The organism is Candidatus Bathyarchaeota archaeon, from assembly GCA_026014805.1.
GTDB lineage: Archaea > Thermoproteota > Bathyarchaeia > Bathyarchaeales > SOJC01 > JAGLZW01.
The window spans coordinates 1-20,586 of the sequence record JAOZHR010000009.1; the positions used below are offsets into that span (position 1 = coordinate 1).

The following is a 20,586-nucleotide window of genomic DNA, read 5'->3' on the forward strand; positions in this document are numbered from 1 at the left end:
ATATCACCAAAATCTATGATTCCAGAAATCTTATCATCCCGGACCAGTAGGTTCCAGTCGTTTGCATCTGAATGGATAACACACCTCCTCAAATTTGGCATCTCAGGAAGGACAATTTCACTATACTGGAGGAAGAAATAATCGACTAGTTTTCGCTGATGCGGCGTTCCAATGTACTTGATATATTTTCGATTATTGAGGCAATGCTGCAAGTCCCAATCTAGTTGTCGGGCTCCAATTGCTGGATGATAAAAATCGAGCAATGTTTTGTTCATCTGGGCAAGGAATCTTCCAATGGATTGAAAAAGGTCTGTTGAGTGCTTAACTTCAGCTAGGAGTTCTCCTTCAACAAAAGTGAGCATTCTGATTAATTGCTTACCATTTTCAATGGTGGAAAGAAACTTGCCCTTCAGGTTTCTTACAGGAGTAGGGTAAGAATTTGTCGATTGGTGCAAAAGTTTCTGAAGTGCTTGGTTCTCTGCATCCAGTAGTTCATATAACCCCAATTCAGTTTGATATTGTTTATAAACAAACTTCTCTCCTTGAGCAGTACATACTTGAAAATTAATATTCTTTCCATAACCCTCTACTTTTTTTGAAGTAGCATTCTCAATTCCAAAATGCTCCTTTAGCAATTCCATTACTTTTTTCATGTTCTTCAATGCACCAGATCGCGCGCGCGATTTTTAAACCAGTTATCTCCATATCTCCTAAATTACTTATGCCTGTATTTGGCCTTTAGCATCTATCTCTTTTCTTATGCATAAGATGTCAGAAGCCAGAAAAAATGGGGAGTTCGGGAGATATCTCCATCTTAGGCAGTTCTAACCGGACTATACTACAGGTGCTCGAATAATGCTACTTAGTTTCTGAAAGATCAACATGCTTAGAAAAAAGAGGAGATTGGGTGATATCTCCACTAGGGTCAGTGTCCAAGCTAGACGACTCTTTTGAAAAAAGGGGATTGGTTTAAACCCTTCCAGAAGGGCTCCAAATATGATTGTGGGTTTCGGTGTATGCATTTGTGGCTAAACCTCTCTAGGTTTTATTTGGGAATCAAATAGGCTCCCTATAAACCTCAAATATGGGTTGTTTTCTTAGACTGCGTGACATGTGCATTTTACAGGTTGATGCCTTCTTCGAAGGCGCAAAGATTTGTTTTTGTAGTGTCTGCTCTGACGCTGGTTGTGATGGCTTTTTTCATAGCTTCTTTACTTACGATTTTGGTGATTTCTGTTAATGCGCCGAGCATTACGACATTTGCGTACATTTTAGATCTTAATTGTGTCTCAGCAACTTTGGTTGTTGGCAGGTTATAGACTTTGGCTTTGATTTCTGGGATTTGCTTCACTAAATCTTTATCGACTAGCAAGGTGGCGTTTTCTTTCAAGTCCTTAATATGTGCATTTATGGCGCTCTGGCTCATTGCCACGAGGATGTCACATTTTCTCACCATCGGATAGCCTATTTTCTGGTCTGAGATTATTACTTCGCTTTTTGCGGCGCTTCCTCTGGCTTCTGCTCCGTAGCTCTGGGTTTGCACCACGTTTTTTCCGTCGTAGACTGCAGCACGCCCAAGTATTTGGCCTGCAAGGACGACTCCTTGTCCTCCGAGTCCGCAGATTCGCACTTCAACACTAGTCATCGCCTCTTTGCCTCCTTTGACATTGCTCGGATGTTTTCAGTCAAAGATGGATGCCTTCTGGAAGCGAATTCGCCGACAACTATCTTCTCTTCTAGTTCCTTTTCAGTTAGCTTCTCTGCCTCCTCAACCGTTATGCTTTGCTTCTTTAACCAAAGAAGCATCTCTCCAGCGTTCTTGAAACCAACACGGCGACCATAAGCAGTTGGGCACTGACTTACTGCTTCAACGAAGCTGAAACCTTTCGTGGTTAACGCCTTCTTAATGGCTTCTTTTAGCTGATTTACGTGCGCTGTAGTCGACCGTGCAGCATAACATGCTCCCGCAGAGACGACGAGGTGAACGGCGTCTAAGGGGCGTTCAAAGCCGCCGTAAGGAGTAGTAGTGGTTTTCGTCTTCAAAGGAGTTGTTGCAGCAACTTGTCCACCAGTCATGCCATAAATCATATTGTTCACCATAATCACGGTAATATCAAGGTTTCTTCTCGCCGCGTGGATCAAATGGCTTAACCCTATTCCGACAATGTCACCGTCGCCGCCAAAAACAACCACATCCAAGTCAGGTCGCATAAGCTTGATGCCGGTCGCGACTGGAATGCTTCGCCCATGTGTAGTATGGATAGAATCTGCCTTAAAGTGTGGTGATGGAATCCACGAAGAACAACCGATGCCGCTGCAGAAGACGAATCCTTGGAGATCTCGGTGACCAAGCTCGTGAACAGCCCTGAGAAAACAAGTAGCCACGGTAGTGCCGCCGCATCCTGCACAGAAGGGGAACCGTATATCTCGAAGATAATTTTTGCTGGAAAAAGCTTCGCTCATTGTTTCTCCACGCTCCTTTTGATTTCATAAAAAAGTTCCTCAGGCGTCAACATTTCTCCGCCACCAATCTTGTTAACAGAAACAACTTCTGCAGCACCACAAACAACTCTCTGTACCTCAAAGAAAATCTGCTGCAAGTTCATCTCAGGTACAATAATTGTCTCAGCTTTCTGCGCCATCATTTGGATGGGTTTTTCAGGAAAAGGCCAAATCGTCTTCAACCTAATAAAACCAGCTTTAATCCCGCTCTCTGTGGCCATTTCTACTGCCTTATAAACTGCACGAGAAGTACTTCCAAAAGTGACAACGCCAACCTCGCAGCTATCCATATTAAAGGCTTCGAAATCCGTTAATGATTCAGCGTTATTCCTGATTTTTCCGACAAGCCGCGTTACAAGACGGCGGTGAACTTCCGGGTCTGCTGTGAAACGCATTCCAAACTCGTCGTGAGTTGAACCCGTCACAGCAACGTTGTGACCTTCACCTATGGACGGCATAGGTGGTACCTCCTCACCACCAAAGAATGACTCGTCTCCAGGTTTCGGCTTCCGTCTGTCAATGATCTCTATTTCTTCTAGAGGTGATACAGACATTTGCTCTCTCATGTGAGCTACAATTTCGTCACCAAGTAAAATAACGGGTGTGCGATATTTCTCAGCCAGATTAAAAGCACGAACGGTTAGGTCAAACATTTCCTGCACCGAATTCGGAGATAACACAATAGATGCATAGTCCCCATGGGTGCCCCAGCGAGCCTGCATAACATCGCCTTGACCACACTTCGTAGCCTGTCCCGTGCTTGGTCCAGCTCTTTGGATATCAGCTATAACGCATGGAGTTTCAGTCATGAAAGCATATCCAATGTTTTCTTGCATGAGACTGAAGCCAGGACCAGAAGTTGCGGTCATCACCTTGGCGCCTGTCCAGCTTGCTCCAATCAAAGCCGCCATCGAAGCTATTTCATCTTCCATTTGAATCATGATTCCATCAACTTGTGGAAGACGCTTTGCCATGTGCTCAGCGATTTCACTGGCGGGAGTAATCGGGTAGCCAGCAAAAAATCTGCATCCAGCAATGATTGCAGCTTCGGCTAAGGCTTTGTTTCCTTGCATGAAATGCATGCCTGGAGAGAATTGTTTAGCCATTCTCGTATCTCCTAGGTGTTTTGTTTGTGTCCACTGTCTAGCTTAAAGATTTATCTGAATAGCTAAAAACCTATGTAGAATAGTTGCGTGCTACTGTCTTCTTCGAATCATAACCACAATAATTGCTACCGTAACCGCTGCGCCGACACCAGCATAAATATACATCGAATACTTGATCATGAAAGAAGGTTCTACGACAACAAACTGAAAGATATCGCTGAAGGATTCATATCGCACGTCGTCTTCCACGAACTGTGCTTGTACACTCCAAGGGCCAAGAAACGGTGGTCTAAAGCTGGCAGAGAAGTTTCCGTCTGCTTGTGTGTAGCAGATTTGTTCAGCTATCGAACCGTTTGAAGATGTGAAAACTAGTTTTACACGTGCATCCTCACTTTCTGGCGCGGGTCGCGCGAAGCCGTTTATTGACATGTTTTCTCCAAGCGCTATGGCTTCACTGTTTAAAGTGAAATTCACATGGGTTGGGTGCTTTACTGTGTAGCTGCCGTTAAGGTTCATCATGTTATCGAGGAAATCAAAGGCTTCCACATGATAATCCACGGTTATGCCAGCTTCTTGTCCAGAAATTGTTCTGTTGCAAGTGCGGTTGCTTACCAGCATCTCTGTAACAGTGGATGTGTTCCAGTTGTTGATGGAATAGTAGAGGAAAGCTTGCTGAATGTTGGAGTTGTTTGAAACTGCGGTGATAACGGTTTCGTTGTTTGGATAGACTTTCTGAATGGGAGTTGCTAGTTGTAACACCGAATCGCCAAAGTTTGTTTTAATCCTGAAACTCACGTTTCCAGTGCCAAATTCGCCGATTAAAACGAGGTGGTAGAGACTTTCTTCCTTGTACGGCGTTGTGTAGTTGATTAACATGTCTTGTCCAAAATACTCGCAGCTCGCATAAGCTTCGCCTCTAGGACCTTCGCTGTCTAGGTTGTATCCGCCAAAAGAACCACTTATTTCGCCATAGAGTCCAGGCTCCCAAGCCAAGGGAACATCATTCAACCGTTCGCCTATATTGTTTGCAGGGTTTGCCATAAGATACAGTCTTGCCTCGTACATATCCAAAGTGTCAGGTACTTCGACTTGAATTTCAATGCGTTCGCTGCTGGCAGTGAACTCGTATGCCCAGCTAGTGTTTTCCACGGGCATGTTTCCCTGTTTTCCTTCGATGAAACGGCTGTGCCACATATTTGGTTTGACATGCTCAATCGCCATGAGTGTGGCGGGGTCTGCAGCTTGGCTTTCTCTGGGGTCGTTTCGGATGACGAAGCTGTAGTTGCCCGAATACTTTGGCGTGAAAAAAGGCTGGTCTACGGTGGTTCCTAAGTGTTCAGGCAAGCCGGCGGCTTCAGTGTGATAGCCCTCTAGTTCTCCTTGGGGGTTGTAGACGTATAGGTCGTAGTCGGTTTCTGGTGTAGCCTCGTCATTTATCCAATCTCCGTAGCAATAGACGTGATAAGTGTGATTTGCGGCTAAGGTGTAGACATATGTCGAGTTGGCGCCAATTTGAATCTGAGACGCATTAATCTTCATGGGGCTAACTGGTCTGCGCGTAAAAGTCCAGTTGCCATAAGGTGGCTCGTTGATGTAGGTAAAAGTCCAATCCTTCTCGTAGATAAGACCTGAGGCGATGATGGTAAGCGAAGAGGCTAAAATACAGGCTAGCAGAGGCAAGAACATCAGCGTTTTAGCTACCTTCATGGACAATGGTTGTTCCTTCGCACAGTGAAACTTCATATCTAGGTTGTTATGTGAGGGCAATAATCATTATGAAGAAGCGGTAAGGATTCTGAATCAGAATCGAATCGCAAATTGAAGATTTCTTTTGGAAACATATTTACCCTTGTACATTAGCTAGGTTAAGCATAGGTGAAAACACGTTTGGATAAGGACATAGTGGACTATGCATTGAATTATGCCCGAAGCAAGAAAGTCGAGTACGCAGAAGCAAGAGCCCACAGCACAAAACACGAAGAACTGGTGATTAAAAACGGTGCTCTAGACGCTTTTGTCTCAACTTTCGACAGCGGGTTCTGTGTAAGAATACTAGCCAATGGCGGACTTGGTTTTGCGTCAACTAACAAATGGACAAAAGATGAAGTAAAAACAGTCGTGGAGACGGCGTACAGGTTTGCCCTGATGGCAAGGCGCAAAGACAAGATTACCTTTGCAGACGAAAAAGGCGTCAAAACGAAATGGAGTGTTGAACAGAAAGAAAAGATTGAAGATATTCCGCCGGAAAAGAAGATAGATGAGTTGATGGAAATCGACAAAACCCTTGCGTCTCAAGAAATTAAAATTCCTGGAAGAATTATGGTTTGCTCAATAAACCTCATAGAAAAATACTTTGTGAACTCTGAAGGTTCAGCAATTTCGTCCTTCGTGCCACAAATAGCAGCCTTCGCCTTCATAACCGTAGTTGAAAATGGCAAGCCAGAACAAGCTTACAAGCAATTTGGACGTAGCGGAGGATGGGAATCTTTTGACGAGTGGAAGATGACTGAGGCACTGCTCCATGACGCGAAGGTTCTGCAAAAGTTAATCAAAGAAGGAAAAGCTGTCAAACCTGGAAAGATGGATTTAGTTTGCGGAAGAGAAGTTACAGGCATTGCCTCCCACGAGTCTTGTGGGCACCCAATTGAAGCAGATCGCATACTCGGACGAGAAATGAGCCAGGCAGGACGTTCCTTCATATATCTTGGAGGTCCATACTGGATAGGGACTAGAATTGGCAACGACATAGTGACCATAGTAGATGACCCAACTGTAAAAAACAGTTATGGCTACTATGAGTATGATGACGAAGGAATCAAAGCAAGACAAAGATACCTGTATAAAGATGGCATAATAAACGAGTTCCTACAGAACAGAGAAACTGCAGCCAAACTTGGCACGAGAAGTAACGGTTCTTCTAGGGCAAATAGTTATTCTAGAGAAGCCATTGTGCGAATGGCGAACACCTTCTTGCTGCCTGGCGACTGGACAGAAGAAGAAATTATCGAAGATGTAAAACATGGAATCTACATGAAATCCTTCACAGAATGGAACATAGACGATAGACGCTTCAATCAACGCTATGTAGGCAAAGAGGCCTACCTAATAGAAAACGGAGAACTGAAACATCCGGTTGCAAGACCTGTTATCGAAACCTCTACCAAGACTTGGTGGAGCAGTGTTGACGCTATATCTAAAAAGGTTGAATTTGACGCGGCAACATGTGGTAAAGGCGACCCGATGCAGGGAATTCCGGTCTATACAGGCGGTCCAGTTATTCGTTTAGGAGAGGTGTACGTAAAATGAGCGAAGTCTTAGCGAAAACAGAAGCCATAATAAAGAAAGGTAAAACTCTAGGCGCAGATGAAGTTCTCGCCAAAACAACCTTTGGACTGTACAGACAAACACGGTTCAGCAACAACCAAATAGACATCACAGTGGCATGGAACGACTATGTAACAGACGTTGCACTAGCATGGAACAAACGATTAGTCGCGACCCAAATACGAAACTTCCAAAACACAGACAAAACCATAGAACAACTATTCAAGCTAGCTAAGGTGTCAAAGGAAAACCCAACGTACGGCGGAATAGCCAAAGGTACATTCAAATACCCAAAGGCAACGGCAGACAAGAAGCTCCGAGAACTGGAAAACCCCTCTGAATACGTCTTCGAGGCTATAGAAGCAGCAGAAAAAGAAGCCGGAGAAGTCGACGCGGGAGGCATCCTCTACACGAAGTATGAAGACGTTTACCTTGTCTCTTCTGAAGGTCCGACTGGGCAAGATGCAAGGTCGGCAATCGAGTTGTCAATCAGAGCGTTCTCGCAGAGAGGCGCCTCAGGACACGGCGTAGACTGTTGTTCGTCACTAAAGGATTTCAACCCTTCTAAAGCTGGAGAAAAAGCTGGCAAAATCGCGAAGTTAGCTAGGAATCCAAAGCAAGGCGAGGATGGCAGATATGACGTTATCTTTGACCCACTGTTCTTTGGTTCAATGTTGGGCACTTGGGGTGGAATGGCATCTGCGTATAGCGTTATGATTCAGTTGTCGGTGTTTGTGAAGAAACTTGGCCAGAAAGTTGCGTCTGACATAGTTACACTGCGGGATAAACCTGCCGAGTACTCGGTAAATAATCGTGTCTTTGATGATGAAGGTTTTCCTGTTCAGGAGAACGTATTCATAGATAAAGGCGTGCTTAAGACATACCTTCACAATACGTCAACTGCAAAAATCTTCAAGACTAAAACAACGGGCAACGCTGGATTGGTGCAGCCGGCAGCGTGGAACATTGAAATGGATCCAGGCGATATGAGCAAAGATGAGCTTTTCAGCCAAGTAAAACGTGGCTTGTACCTCACTAACACGTGGTATACCCGATTTCAAAACTACGCAACTGGAGACTTTTCCACAATCCCGCGAGACGGTATATTCCTAATAGAAAACGGTGAGATTAAGCAGTCATTGAAAGACTTGCGGCTAAGCGACAACGCCCTTAGACTACTAAGCCAAATCACAGGTATATCAAAGGAAAGGCAGCATGTACATTGGTGGCTTGAAGCTGAACCCCCATCACTAGCGCCATACGTTCTGGCAAAAGACATACAATTAACAAGGCCAAAGTAACCGCTTTTTTCCCTTTTCCTTTTGCAAAAATCTTAAACACGCAAGAGTGGTTGGTGAGGAACAGAGGGTTTTCCGTGAAAATAATGTTTGAAAAGATAGTGAAAGATGAACTTTCCGGAGAAGTTGCCAAATCTTACGTCGCCCAAATCACCTGTTTCCACCGAATTCAAGCATCCACAATGTTTCACAAAGCCGCTGAATACGTCAGAGACACACTGTACAGTCTCGGTTTCAAAGATGCCAAAATCGAACAATTCACCTCAGATGGCGCTAAAAAATATTGGACGTGGACTTCTCCAATTGGCTGGGAAGTCAAAAGCGCCGAACTACACTTAGTTGAACCTGAAAAGAAGCTCATTGTCAGATACGAAGATGTGCCCACGTGTCTCCACGCTTATAGTAGAGCCACACCAACTGAAGGCATAACAGCCGAGCTAATTGATGTAGGCGAAGGAACCAAGCCAAAACATTATGAGGGAAAGGACGTAAGAGGCAAATTCGTTTTGGCAACTGGTAGAGCAAAAAAGGTTCATGAACAAGCAGTCTACAAGTATGGCGCCGCTGGGGTCATAACTGACACCATAACGCATGAGATGGAAAACGTTCGGGAAAGCGTTGACATACCTGATGCCCACGCCTACCAATCCATCTGGCCTACAAAGGAAGAATTAAACAAGGTGAGTTTCGGTTTTTCCCTCAGTAAGCGACAAGGAAACCACTTGCGAGCTTTACTCAAAGCCGACAAGTCTGTAATGTTGAAAGCCAAAGTCGACGCGAAACTATTCCCCGGCAACTTAGACGTCGTAACAGCTACAATACAAGGCAACCTAAAGCCAAACGAAGAAATCTTTCTAGTTGCACATCTCTGTCATCCAAAACCAAGCGCAAACGACAACGCCTCTGGCAGCGGCTTACTTCTAGAAATCGCCCGCGCCATACAAAGGCTTATAGAGTCTGGCAAAATTGAGAGACCAGCAAGAACCATACGCTTTCTTTGGGTACCGGAAACTTTCGGTACAATCGCGTTTCTATATCACCATGAAGATTTAGCGCCCAAGTTAGTAGCTGGTATAAACCTTGACATGGTAGGTCAAAATCAAGAGCTCTGCAAGTCTACTCTCAACCTAGACAAAACTCCAGATTCTAATCCATCGTACCTAAACGACTACGTTTTCAGCCTCCTTGAACGCTCAGTAGAGGCGTTTGACCCGAAAACAGCATTTGGCTCAGCATCCACATTCCGATACTCCATCAACGCCTTCAGCGGTGGAAGCGACCATGCAGAATTCAACGACTCCACCTTTGGCGTTCCATGCATCATGCTGCTTCAGTGGCCAGACCTTTACTACCATTCAAGCATGGATTCAATTGACAAAGTTAGCGAAAACAGCTTAAAACGTGTCGGCTGGATAGCCATGGTTGCAGCCTTAACCCTTGCCAACGCCACTGTTGGAGATGCAATTTTCATGGCAAACCTAACGAGGTGGGGAGCGATGGCTAGAGTGCGGGAAGCAGCCGAAGAAGCTGTTACAACTTTGTTCCAGAAGAAGAACAGCTTTGACTCTGCCGAGTTGGCAGAAGAACTTGCCAAAACAGCATTCAACTTCAAGAATAAAGTGGAGCATATAGTTTGGCGGGAAAAAAAGGCAATAAACTCGGTGAAAAGGCTAGGAGGTAGCCCAGAGTTAGAAAACATCATCACTAAATACACGGAAGACATAGAGCGTTATAGCCAACTTGAAATTGAACGATTCAAAGAAACCCTAGCCCATGCCACGAAAATGGCAAAAATCACTCTTCCTACTCAGCTGAAAGAAAGCGAAGCAGTAAGAGAAGCAAAAATTTTAACTCCAAAACGATTGTTCAAAGGCCCCCTTAATGTAGACGCTTTGAAGAAAGCGTTGGGCGAGAAAGAGTACGAATGGTATGAGAAGATTGGAAAGAAAGACAAAGGCTTCAGAAAGAAAACGTATGAAATCTTAAATTTTATGGACGGAAAACGCACAGTGTACAAGATTACAAGGGCAGTTTCAGCGGAGTACGGTGAAACAAGTGCAGAACACGTGTTGAAATTTGTACATGATCTTGAAAAGGCAAATTTTGTTTCCTTGGCTGATAGCTAAACGGAAAACTGAGGATTATTTGTACCTCTTCCTTCGCCGCTGCCGCTTTCTCTTCTCCCGCTTCATTCGTTTCTTTTTCCATTTAGCCCTCATCGCATCTGCCTCTATTCTATTGTCGCATGTTTTTGCATTAATTCTTCCTCGGTCTTATTTAAACGGTACATAAGCTCTACAATAAAGCTGTCAAGAAATATCATGCAGTTATTTTCGAAGATACTGCCGAGAGGACTTAAGGGTTCACGTTCCCCCAAGATCTGTCTTGAAAGATAATTCTCTTCTCTGGGCCAGCCCATCTTTGTTCGACCTGTAAGAACAACCACGTGGTCTGCGATGTCTCCCAAAGAAGACTTGTCATAAGTAGTAACAGCGATGACCTTTGCACCAACATCCTTTGCAGCCGTACTTGCGCTTAACACCATCTTCGTCATGCCAGTTCCCGAGATGGCGATGACTAAATCGTTTTTTCCCGCTGCTGGTGTTATAGTCTCGCCTAAGAAATACACATTAAACCCTAGATTCATCAAGCGCAACGCGAAGGAACGGCCGACAAACCCGCTTCTGCCCATGCCTACAATGAAGATTCTCTTGTCTTGGGATTTGATTATCATCTTTAGCATCGTTTCTACTTGGTCAGCATCCAGTGATGCTATGGCTTTTTGTGCGCCTGCGAGGATTTCCTTTGCTGCGGCTTCCAGCATCTTCAATCTTTTTCGCCGAAAGAGGCAATACTTTCCTACTTTTTAAAAATCTTGTGGTTACCGTTTAGTTTAACAGTATGAGTTTTTCGCGGAAGTTTTACAGCCCTAAAAAGTCGGAAAATGATGGTACAAACACGTAAAACTTTATGTAAACACCGACAATCAGTATAAGAATGGAAATTAGAATTAGCAAATAGTCAGCTTTCCTTATTTTCAAAATGTACAGGTTAGTACGTTTCTCAATGGCACCCCAAGCCCTTGATTCCATAGCTTCTGCAAGCTCGAGACTTCTACGGATGGCGCTGATGATTAGAGGGATGAGAATTGGAATGTAGTTTCGTACTCTCTTCAAAAAATTGCCCTTCTCAAGCTCTAGTCCCCTCGACTTCTGAGCATCCATAATCGTTTGGGCCTCATCAGCTAAGACCGGAACGAACCGTACAGCGGTGGTGAAAGCGAAACAGAACTCGTATGGAACGTGGCTTTGTTCTAAAGCCAAGCCCAAATGGTCTGGTGAGGTAGTTAGAAAGAATATTGAGAAAGACTCGACAAGCACCACGAAGCGCAACATCATCGCTGAAGCATATTCAACATCGTGAGCCGTTAACGTGTAGTTTGCATATATAAATCTGAAAATGATGTTTGTACTGAAAATAATCGCAGCTAGAAATGCTGCTCCTCTGAGAGACCGTACCCATTCTTTCTGAACACGTGCCAAAAGAACAAATGGAATCTGCATCAGAAACAAGATGAGCAGTGGGAGCAACTCCCAGAAAATTATGGCAATTACGAAAATTGAGCAAACATAGAGAAACTTGATTCGCGGATCCAGCACGTGGATGGGTGACGAAACTCTTCTAAACCTTAAGCCATCAAAAACGCTCATTTTTTACCCAACCGTTTAAGCAAAATTTCTCTTGCCTCGTAAATGTCAATCACGTTAACTGGTAGTCCAAAATCTGCTAATTTAATGAAAATTTGAGTTATTTGCGGTGGTACTATGGAAGCTTGAGTTAAACGGTCAACATCTGTGAGTACTTTGTTCCCGACACCGTCTGCGACAATTTTTCCTTCAGACATTAATATAACACGAGGGTTACATTCCGCCACAAACTCTACATCATGAGTAACTACTACAACGGTTTTTCCTTGGGTGTTCAATTGGATTATGAATTGGCGAAGTATTTCTTTCTGCTGGTAGTCTTGTCCTATTGTAGGTTCATCCATTACCACAACTTTTGGGTTCCACGCAAGTACAGACGCTAAAGCAACGCGTTTTCTTTCACCTCCGCTTAGCATGAAAGGCGAAGTTTTCCGATATTCTGTTAGCCCTAGCAGGTTCAGAGCCCACGTTACTCTCTTTTTCCATGTAGTTTCTTTGAAGCCAAAATTTTTGAGGGCAAAAGCAACTTCTTCCTCCACCGTTTCGCAGAAAAGTTGATTATCAGGATTTTGAAAGACAAATCCCACGTTTCTAGCGAGCTTAGCTACACTTGTGTTTTTCGTGTTTACATCATCAACTAAAACTTCCCCCTTTGTCGGTTTCAGCAGCCCATTAAAATGTTTTATTAATGTTGTTTTTCCAGCACCATTTTGACCCATTATAGCTATAAACTCGCCATCTTTGATTGTTAGAGAGACGCCTCTCAGCGCCTCGACACCTATTGGATAAGTGAAATGAACGTCTTCGACTTCTATCACGTTTTCAAAACCTCCCGCAAGAGCACTGCGATTTCGTCTGCTGTCACGGGCACTTTTTCTGTGCTCAATCCGTTTTCTTCTTTAAGAATCTGATAGAGTCTTGTTGCTTTCGGTATTCCAACCCCTAGTAAACGAGCTTTTTGAGAGTTTAAAACCGTTCTGGGGTCGCCATCTAAGACAATTTCTCCTTTATCCATTACAATAACGTGGTTGGCGTATCTTGCCGCCAAATCTAATCGGTGCTCAACCAAGATCACCGTCATACCTAAAGACTTGTTCAGTTCATCTATGACTTTGAAGATTTTTTGGGCGCCCAGAGGGTCTAGAAAGGAGGTTGGTTCGTCCAGCACCATAATTTCAGGGTGCATTGCTATGATGCTTGCAATGGTTACTCGTTGCTGTTGTCCTCCAGAAAGCTCGTGTGGTGCTCTTTCTCGCAGGTCATAGATGCCAGCGATCTCCAGGGCCCAATCCACCTGTTCGCGCATTTTTTTTCTTGGGACACCAAGGTTTTCTAGCCCGAACGCAACATCTTTTTCAACAGACAGGGCAAACAGTTGATTTTCTGGATTCTGAAATACAAGTCCAACGTGAGAGGCAAGTTTGTGAATTGGAGTGTCCGCTACGTCTAGGCCGACCACTTGAATTTCGCCTTCTAGATCTCCTTGATAGAAGTGTGGAATCAAACCGTTAAGGCATCGGCACAGAGTGGTTTTTCCACATCCGCTTGGGCCTGTTAAGATGACGAACTCGCCTTTTTCGATTTTCAGGGAGATTTCTTGAATAGCAGGTTTTGTGGCGTTTGGATAAGTGTATGTTAAGCCTTTAGCTTTGATGACTGCCAACCTAGGTCGCTCACCATAACTGCGAAACTTTCTTTCATTTAAGAGTAGCTACTTAAAAACTAGTCAACTATTCCTCAGTTTCCATACTTTGTATCTACTCTTAAACGAAAGAAGGTTTTGAGACATTGACGGCCACATATTCTAAAACCACGTTTTCATATCTTCGACAGATTTGTGTGCGTATCGCATGGCTATCTCTGTAGTTTTCCAACCGAAGAACCGCATGATCTTCTCTAGATTCCACTTTAGCACTGATCCCAGATAGCTTGCTCTTTCGCTTCTAATTCTGTGTGGCCACATAGCGCCTCTAGTTATTGGTTCACCGTTCCGCATTATCAATTTGCCTTCTCTGTCTATGATTTGCTGGTTGTGTCCTGCTACTAGGCTTAGATCGTCTATGATTTGGTAGATTCTTGTCGGGTGTAAGTGTGGATATCTGCCATTGCGTCTTGAGGGGAATAAGTAATCTTCTACTTGATCTATCCATTGGACTACAAATTCAGCTAGAGGTTCATCACGTTTGAAGGTAAGGGTTCTAAAATCTTTTACCGACTTAGTAACTACAATGACTTCTCCAGTGGCTTTGTCGGTTAGCTTTGTTCTTTTATAGCGTTTAACCAATGGCATGTCTCTGACAATTACGAACTCTTCATCTACGTCAAACATTTCTTTGCGTAGCATAGCAACCTCTAGTTCTCGGCCTCCAGTTTCAAAGAGACAAGACAAGAGAGCCTTATCTCTTTCACTGCAATACGGATATTCATAAGGGCTATAGCGATCCTTATTCTCTGCAGCTTCCATCATGTCATAGAATATTTGCATGCCACAGAAACTTCGCACTTCCAAATCTTCTATAGAACGCCTATGAAAACTTCTGTCGTTCCAATAACCTTCTTTCCCTTTGTTTCCATGTTGTTCCGTCAGACTTTGCATCTTTTCACCAGTTAGCCTAGCCTTACTAGGCTCAAAATATTATACTGCAAAGACTTCATTTAAGATTATGTTGATGACTCAATGGAGAGATTAACAAAATAGATTACTTGGAAAGACTTAACTAATTCTACGATATCGGGATAAACGAGGGAATTAGAATTAAGACTGAAGAGGCTATTAAAAGGTTAGCTTTCATAAAGTATTTGTACACTTTGGCAGTTGAACAGTCTACAAAACCAGAACCTGCCTGTACTGTGTCAGTCCTGATGTTTCATGATTCAATTGAGCTCTTCTTAGAACTTGCTTCTGAACATTTAGACAAGGGTAAGAGTGGAGCAAATTTCATGGATTATTGGGAACTGTTGAAACCAAGAATAGGTGGTACCGGACTCACTCAGAAAGAGTCTGCTCGACAATTAAATACAGCGAGAGTTGGCTTAAAACATTCGGGTATTCCACCATCTAAGTTGGCCCTTGAAGGTTTCAGAGCTACTGCAACAAATTTCTTTGTAGAGAACACGCCCATCGTATTTGGGATTGATTTCTCAGATATATCGCTGATTGAATTAGTCCAATATGTAGATGCAAAAAATAGTCTGGTAAAAGCTCAGGATCTGTTAGAAGAAGGTAAAATCGAAGATGCATTAGATAATGTTGCTTTAGCTTTTGCTCAATTAGTGGACGAGTATGAAAGGAGTAAAAAAGACAAATTTGGCCGCTCTCCTTTCTTCTTTGGTGAACGATTAAGTTTTTTGGATAGTTTTTTCATGAAGATTGAGGGCGACTTAGGAAGGTTTATTGATAAGATAAAAGATTCTGTTGAAGCTCTTCAAGAAGCGATGAAACTTCTTAGTTTAGATTTAGATTACAGGAGATATGCTAGATTTCGATTACTTACACCTTTTATACTTAAAATATCAGGAGGATACAATATTCAGAGGATTCAAAGAGGTTCTAAAGGCCTACCAAAACCTGAAGATGTTAAATTTTGCATAAACTTCGTAATCGAAAGTGCACTGGTTTTGCAGGAATTTGAGTTCGCATTAGAAGAGGATTAACCTAATTCATTCTCTGCTTGTTCTACATTATTCCTCTAATGTTATAAGAGATCTTAGAGTATTTCAAATATTGCGCGCGCAGATTTATGCAAAAATCAATGAAAGGCCAAATACGAATAGAAGAATTATACCAAGATACAAGAAAGAGAAACTTCGATTTATCGCATCCATCTTCTCATTACTTACTTTGCCGTTTCTTTGAACTGCATTTGCATAACCTTTATGCAGAATTTCCAAAATATTGTTTTTGCTCATCCCTCTATACTTGTCAAAATCTTCGGTTGATATGTAAAAGTGAACATAGTACCGTATCCTTAATGATAGCAGTCCAAATGTTAAGGAAATTACAAAGAAGAATATTTCCCAAAGAAGAATTATAGTACTTATGTTGCTCAGATCAATCTGTTGGCTCGAACTTGTCAGGAAAAGTCCACCAACCCCTGTCAATAATCCCAGGACTATGCCTGAAACGCTAACTAAATTAGTTGCCTTATTGTCCAGATGTCTGAGTCGCACAAATCCTAACTCATATTCACGAATGATACTTTCGAAGATTAACTCTCTTGCTAAGGTTCTATCTTCGGTTGTTTCTTCTGATTCCTTATAATTGACATACGTTCCCTGTTGCATCGGAACTTCACTTTTTTTCCGTATTGTAAGCTTCTTTAATCTTGGATAGAACAACAGTAGAAATAGACAGGTAAGTAGCACCACAACGCCACCAACTCCGACTAAAATTATCTGTTCCGTGCTAATCATCTTATTCAAGTATCACTAGTCATATGCGACTCAAAGATTTTACATCCATATTGAGCGGGTTTCATCGTCAATCTTCCATCTGAGATTTTAGCTCATTTTACATTATGCCTCTATTGTAAAATCAATTTAAGTTTATGCTTCTACTCTTAAATAACCATGTTTTACAAGCTTTCGATTCAAAAGGAAGCCTATTTCTCTCCTAGATAGAGATAATATAAATTAATTGTATATAGCCGATTGTGACAAGTTCAACACTTATGGGCGCATTACTCTTCAATGAACGCCTCAAGAAAACGACGATTCCAACCTGTTATGTTTGGAGGTCTTCCCGACTTATGCCGCAAGAAAATATAATTTCGTACCGAATTTCATAATTTATTCCTTCTTTTCTGCTATGATGTGATTGTTGTCAACCTAGAAAATTCAACCATTTCACCTTTCCCTTCCTCATTAACTCTTCTGAAGCGTCGCTATCTTGTATGTAACCGCATCAAGTTTTTTATCAAGCTCGTCTTGCATTCTACTCAAATCTTTCTCAATGTCTCGAACATTCTTTCGAATACTTCTGATATATTTAGTATATCCTTTTGTTTCTTCCAGAAGCCCTAAAATCTCCTCATCTTTGAACAATGCTTGAAAGTCCATTGTTTCCTTTCCTTCTAAGTAGAGAGCAATGAGAAGTTTACGTAGCATCTGATAGGCAAGCGCACCATACTCATATTTGCAAATCAACATTATTCCATAACGGTCAACTGAGACCGAAAAGCCTTTGATTTCTGATTCTGCGGGTAAGTCTTTTGTAGCGAGAATACCAAAAGGTGTATGGTAATTTTCCATGTATTTCTTCAGTTGGTCAATGAACTTATTACTCCATCTCTGAGTATCCTTAACTTCAAAAACAACTGTTCTTCCGATTTCCACTCCCTCATGTTTTGGCTTAGCAACAATATCTGGTTTTCCAGCACCACCTACACGCTCTATGTAGTCTTTTTCACATGCTTCACATAATTCTTCAACCAGTTCCCTTTCTTTTATTTCCGCTTTCTTGACAAGAGGCTGTCTCGCCAAATCTGTTAGTATATGTGTTAGTCTTGTTGAGATTTCCCCGAATTTGTCGGTGAAATTCATCAGCATATCATTTTGAACCTTGCTCATATTGGTGGAGAATGTTATTGCCATTTCGTTTAGACTAGTAGAGGTTCTTTCGGCAGCTCCAGAAGCGATTTTGTTTAGCGTCTCCGAGAACTGAGTCATCTGGGTGCTTGTTACAGTTGTCTGTTTTCTTATGTGTTCATCTATTGCAGATGTTCTCTCTGTAAGTCCAGATGAAATTTTGTTCAAGACTTCGGAAAATTGAGTTAGTTCTTTACTGGTTGTTTCTCTTTGTTTACTCAAGTTCTTATCAATTAGATTCCTTATTTCATCTTTGAAGTGCATTTGGTATCTTTCTATTGCAGAGGCTCTTTCAGTAAGTCCAGAGGCTATCTTGTTCAGCACTTCCGAGAATTGGGTTAATTCTTTACTGGTAATTTCCCTTTGTCTGCTTAAGTTTTCATCTATTAATTTCCTCATTTCTTCCTTGGATTGTATCTGTTGTTTTTGCATATCATCTTTGAGTTTTCTCTGTTGTTCTTGCATGCATTGTATTTCAGTAACGAATTGTTTCTGAAAAACACCTATATTCTCTGCTACGATTTGTGCTGTAGTTCCTCTCATTGCCTGTCCGTGTATGGTTTTGCAATAGAATAGCCATGATTGAAGAGCCTTAGTTTCTCTAAGTTGATTGAGCCATGAAAGAATTTCCTCATCTACTTCTAACTTGTCTGGCAGAATCGTGTTTTGGCAAATTGGGCAAGTGCTAATCTTGCTCATATATTCAAAACCTTCTACGCTGTTCTCTTTATCACAGTTATTTCTGACACGGTCACTTCTGTTCCTATTGGTTGGGTTGCTAACCAGTTAATTGCCTTCTCCATTGCATCACTTAACTCACGGTGGTCTTTTTCATAGTCTTTTGTTTTTACCTTAATCCAGCTTCGTTCTTCTATTTCAAAAACCATGCTAATCACTCCCCAAAATTACAGTAATACATCTACTGGTTACACTTTAATGCTTTATGCATGCATAGCTTCTGTAACTAAAATCTGTTTCACTCTTCTCTCTGTTTTGCCATTTGTCGTTGCTTCAAAGTCTCTAAATACCCTCTTCTGAAAAGAGGACACTATGTCTGATGCGTGTTTAACCAGGCCTTGTTATCTTTGTAGACGAAGAATCACTGGAGCTAATCGGCATTGTCTCCAGTGCAACATCTGCATATGCTTCCTATGCGGAGTCAGCATGAAAGAATATCCTGCGGCTTGTCCAAAATGCGGAAGAAAGCTCTCTTAAGTATGACAACTAGAAGTTTTTTCTATATCGTTTTTTATAGTCTTCCGACTAATGCTATCGCAAAGGAAAAACAAAAGAGGAGGTGATATAGAATTATGAAACTAACAAGTTTAGCACTATTGATAATACTCTTCAGTTCAATGTTCCTTATAGGAACAACAACAAGCATCTCACCCAGAGGTGTACATGATTATGATCCTTGGCGTGATTTTGACGATGATGGAGACATTGACATCTATGATATTGTTGACATTGCTGGTAGATATGGTACTACAGGGACACCAGTGAACAAAACAGCATTACTCTATAATGTTAGCGACACCTTTGCTGAATTGTACGCTCAGCTTGGTGAACTGCAGTCCCATGTGAATGATTTGCAGGACAAAGTGGAAGCTTTAGAGAACCAGTCAGGATGGATGGTTGCACCAGCATTTGACAGCGGATGGATATCGATCAATCCCGACGAACGGTATTTCTTCTGGCACAGTCTAAACACTACCAATGTTCTTGTTTACGTTATTGGCAAGAATGGTAGCGGATTCATACATCAATGGCGTATTGGTATGGATTACGACAGCTATGGTATTGGGTCAGCTGATTACGGGTTGTTTTGGTCTCGACTAGATTCAAATGTAATCTCAGTTTTGCGTGGGCGGTCAGATACACAATGGGCGCAAGTTAAAGTCATGATTTGGAAAATCTCAGAACCATAAAATAACCCCTTCTTTTTTCTCTAACGTTAGAGTTTTTTTCATGGACTCCACAGAAGAACAAGCTCGAAGCTGCGAGTTCAGCAACACAAAAAAAGAGGGGATTTTAAGAGTAGCTACTTAAAAACTAGTCAACTATTTCTAAGTTTCTATCACGTTGGATGCCGCTGAGCATATGCATGAAAAAATTTCTGGATCTGAAATGTACATATTTAAGGGTAAAGGTCATCTTCCATCCATTACCGCAGCAGACAAGTTCAACAAAATACTAAAGGAGTTTATAACGAGTGGTAAGCTCATAACAAAACTAACCGCACACGCGTTCACGCAATAGATATTTAATGATAAGTTCCTTCACTTATGGAACTTATCATAAGTAAAGAACAGATGACTCCCGTTTAGGATTCATAGAAGAATGTTACACAAATGATTAATATTGCTCTGTGAAAGTATTAAAGTGGACAAAAAAAGGGAGAAGAAATTTTTGGGAAAAGTTGAGAAGGTAAGTCCTTTAGTGTTAACGCTGATTTTGGTATTTTCCTTGTCAGCAATTTCGGAGGCTGCCAAGGCCGCATCACCAACAAGAGGACCTAGAACCGAAGATCTCATCATCAACTTCTACGGTAACATTTCAAGCGCATATGCTGCCCTAAAGGCTGCAGAAATCGACATTGTTGGTTATGAAATCGTAGAGGAACTTTATGAGGACGCAATCGCCGACTCGAATATCGTGTTGGCACCAGTTGCTGATTCTATGATGTACCAGTTTGATATCAACAATAACTGCACGATTGCCACTTATCCTGGTATACGCTCGCCTACGAACTACCAAGGCTTCAGGCAAGCTTTAGCGTGGCTGACTGACAAAGAATACATTATAGAGGAAGCGTGTGAAGGTTTTGCCGAAAGGATTGACCAGCCTATTGCAGCTCCATATAAAGGTTGGAGAAATGAGTCGATGTGGTATCCCAACTATCCGTACGAGTATAATCCCGTCGCGGCGGCAGCCACCTTGGACGCAGAGGGATTCCTACAGGGCACGACGCCGAACCCATACTACGATGCTGCTTTTCCAGGCTCAGCTGAGTACATTCGAGTCTATCCTGCAGGCCACTCCAAGGCTGGACAGGACTTGGAC

General features: G+C 42.4%; 19 protein-coding genes. 6 read left to right on the forward strand and 13 right to left on the reverse strand.

All coding sequences use genetic code 11. The features are described from left to right. The 5 genes from NWE91_02230 to NWE91_02250 all read right to left on the reverse strand — a co-directional run. The coding region (locus NWE91_02230; GenBank protein MCW3985212.1) for a phosphotransferase at positions 1-653 on the reverse strand (653 nt) is incomplete at its 3' end. 467 nt (positions 654-1,120) lie between these two features. After that, complete coding sequence (locus tag NWE91_02235) at positions 1,121-1,645, reverse strand: 2-oxoacid:acceptor oxidoreductase family protein (GenBank protein MCW3985213.1); 525 nt, start codon at positions 1,643-1,645, stop codon at positions 1,121-1,123. Further along, the gene (locus NWE91_02240) at positions 1,642-2,463 is read right to left on the reverse strand and encodes a thiamine pyrophosphate-dependent enzyme (GenBank protein MCW3985214.1); all 822 of its coding nucleotides are present in this window, start codon (positions 2,461-2,463) and stop codon (positions 1,642-1,644) included. The genes NWE91_02235 and NWE91_02240 overlap by 4 nt, the downstream gene beginning before the upstream one ends. Continuing rightward, a complete protein-coding gene (locus tag NWE91_02245; GenBank protein ID MCW3985215.1) occupies positions 2,460-3,608 on the reverse strand; it encodes a 2-oxoacid:acceptor oxidoreductase subunit alpha in 1,149 nt (382 codons plus the stop codon). Before NWE91_02245 ends, NWE91_02240 begins: the two co-directional genes overlap by 4 nt. Positions 3,609-3,698: 90 nt before the next feature. Beyond that, positions 3,699-5,321 (reverse strand): hypothetical protein, encoded by a 1,623-nt coding sequence (locus NWE91_02250; GenBank protein ID MCW3985216.1) that lies wholly within the window; start codon positions 5,319-5,321, stop codon positions 3,699-3,701. 162 nt (positions 5,322-5,483) lie between these two features. Here NWE91_02250 and NWE91_02255 point away from each other — a divergent pair, with 162 nt between their 5' ends. The 3 genes from NWE91_02255 to NWE91_02265 all read left to right on the forward strand — a co-directional run bounded on the left by NWE91_02255 (position 5,484) and on the right by NWE91_02265 (position 10,356). Beyond that, positions 5,484-6,914 carry a TldD/PmbA family protein gene (locus NWE91_02255; GenBank protein MCW3985217.1) on the forward strand — a complete coding sequence of 477 codons (1,431 nt, stop codon included), beginning with the start codon at positions 5,484-5,486 and terminating at the stop codon, positions 6,912-6,914. Continuing rightward, positions 6,911-8,233: a TldD/PmbA family protein gene (locus NWE91_02260; protein ID MCW3985218.1), complete on the forward strand. Its 1,323-nt coding sequence runs from the start codon at positions 6,911-6,913 to the stop codon at positions 8,231-8,233. The genes NWE91_02255 and NWE91_02260 overlap by 4 nt, the downstream gene beginning before the upstream one ends. A gap of 83 nt (positions 8,234-8,316) precedes the next feature. Then, the gene (locus tag NWE91_02265) at positions 8,317-10,356 is read left to right on the forward strand and encodes a DUF4910 domain-containing protein (protein MCW3985219.1); all 2,040 of its coding nucleotides are present in this window, start codon (positions 8,317-8,319) and stop codon (positions 10,354-10,356) included. Between the two features lie 104 nt (positions 10,357-10,460). On the opposite strand, the gene hxlB is transcribed toward NWE91_02265, so the two are convergent. The 5 genes from hxlB to NWE91_02290 all read right to left on the reverse strand — a co-directional run bounded on the left by hxlB (position 10,461) and on the right by NWE91_02290 (position 14,533). Further along, a complete protein-coding gene (gene hxlB, locus NWE91_02270; protein MCW3985220.1) occupies positions 10,461-11,054 on the reverse strand; it encodes a 6-phospho-3-hexuloisomerase in 594 nt (197 codons plus the stop codon). Positions 11,055-11,151: 97 nt separating this feature from the next. After that, a complete protein-coding gene (locus tag NWE91_02275; GenBank protein ID MCW3985221.1) occupies positions 11,152-11,940 on the reverse strand; it encodes an energy-coupling factor transporter transmembrane protein EcfT in 789 nt (262 codons plus the stop codon). After that, complete coding sequence (locus NWE91_02280; protein MCW3985222.1) at positions 11,937-12,755, reverse strand: energy-coupling factor ABC transporter ATP-binding protein; 819 nt, start codon at positions 12,753-12,755, stop codon at positions 11,937-11,939. Before NWE91_02280 ends, NWE91_02275 begins: the two co-directional genes overlap by 4 nt. Then, the gene (locus NWE91_02285) at positions 12,752-13,600 is read right to left on the reverse strand and encodes an ATP-binding cassette domain-containing protein (GenBank protein ID MCW3985223.1); all 849 of its coding nucleotides are present in this window, start codon (positions 13,598-13,600) and stop codon (positions 12,752-12,754) included. The genes NWE91_02280 and NWE91_02285 overlap by 4 nt, the downstream gene beginning before the upstream one ends. Positions 13,601-13,741: 141 nt before the next feature. Further along, on the reverse strand, positions 13,742-14,533 hold the full coding sequence (locus NWE91_02290; GenBank protein ID MCW3985224.1) for a tyrosine-type recombinase/integrase: 792 nt from the start codon (positions 14,531-14,533) through the stop codon (positions 13,742-13,744). A gap of 212 nt (positions 14,534-14,745) precedes the next feature. On the opposite strand from NWE91_02290, the gene NWE91_02295 reads away from it, so the two are divergent. Beyond that, positions 14,746-15,591, forward strand: a complete 846-nt coding sequence (locus NWE91_02295; GenBank protein MCW3985225.1) for a hypothetical protein — start codon at positions 14,746-14,748, stop codon at positions 15,589-15,591. Between the two features lie 84 nt (positions 15,592-15,675). Here NWE91_02295 and NWE91_02300 read toward each other — a convergent pair whose 3' ends face one another. The 3 genes from NWE91_02300 to NWE91_02310 form a co-directional block, all read right to left on the reverse strand. After that, entirely contained in the window at positions 15,676-16,350 is a 675-nt protein-coding gene (locus tag NWE91_02300; GenBank protein ID MCW3985226.1) for a hypothetical protein, read from the reverse strand. A gap of 450 nt (positions 16,351-16,800) precedes the next feature. Next, on the reverse strand, positions 16,801-18,222 hold the full coding sequence (locus tag NWE91_02305) for a DUF2130 domain-containing protein (GenBank protein ID MCW3985227.1): 1,422 nt from the start codon (positions 18,220-18,222) through the stop codon (positions 16,801-16,803). 14 nt (positions 18,223-18,236) lie between these two features. Then, positions 18,237-18,410 carry a hypothetical protein gene (locus NWE91_02310; protein MCW3985228.1) on the reverse strand — a complete coding sequence of 58 codons (174 nt, stop codon included), beginning with the start codon at positions 18,408-18,410 and terminating at the stop codon, positions 18,237-18,239. Between the two features lie 423 nt (positions 18,411-18,833). Between NWE91_02310 and NWE91_02315 the strand changes: the two genes are divergently transcribed. Continuing rightward, entirely contained in the window at positions 18,834-19,451 is a 618-nt protein-coding gene (locus tag NWE91_02315; GenBank protein MCW3985229.1) for a hypothetical protein, read from the forward strand. Positions 19,452-19,932: 481 nt separating this feature from the next. Continuing rightward, on the forward strand, positions 19,933-20,586 hold a 654-nt coding region (locus NWE91_02320), incomplete at its 3' end, for an ABC transporter substrate-binding protein (protein MCW3985230.1).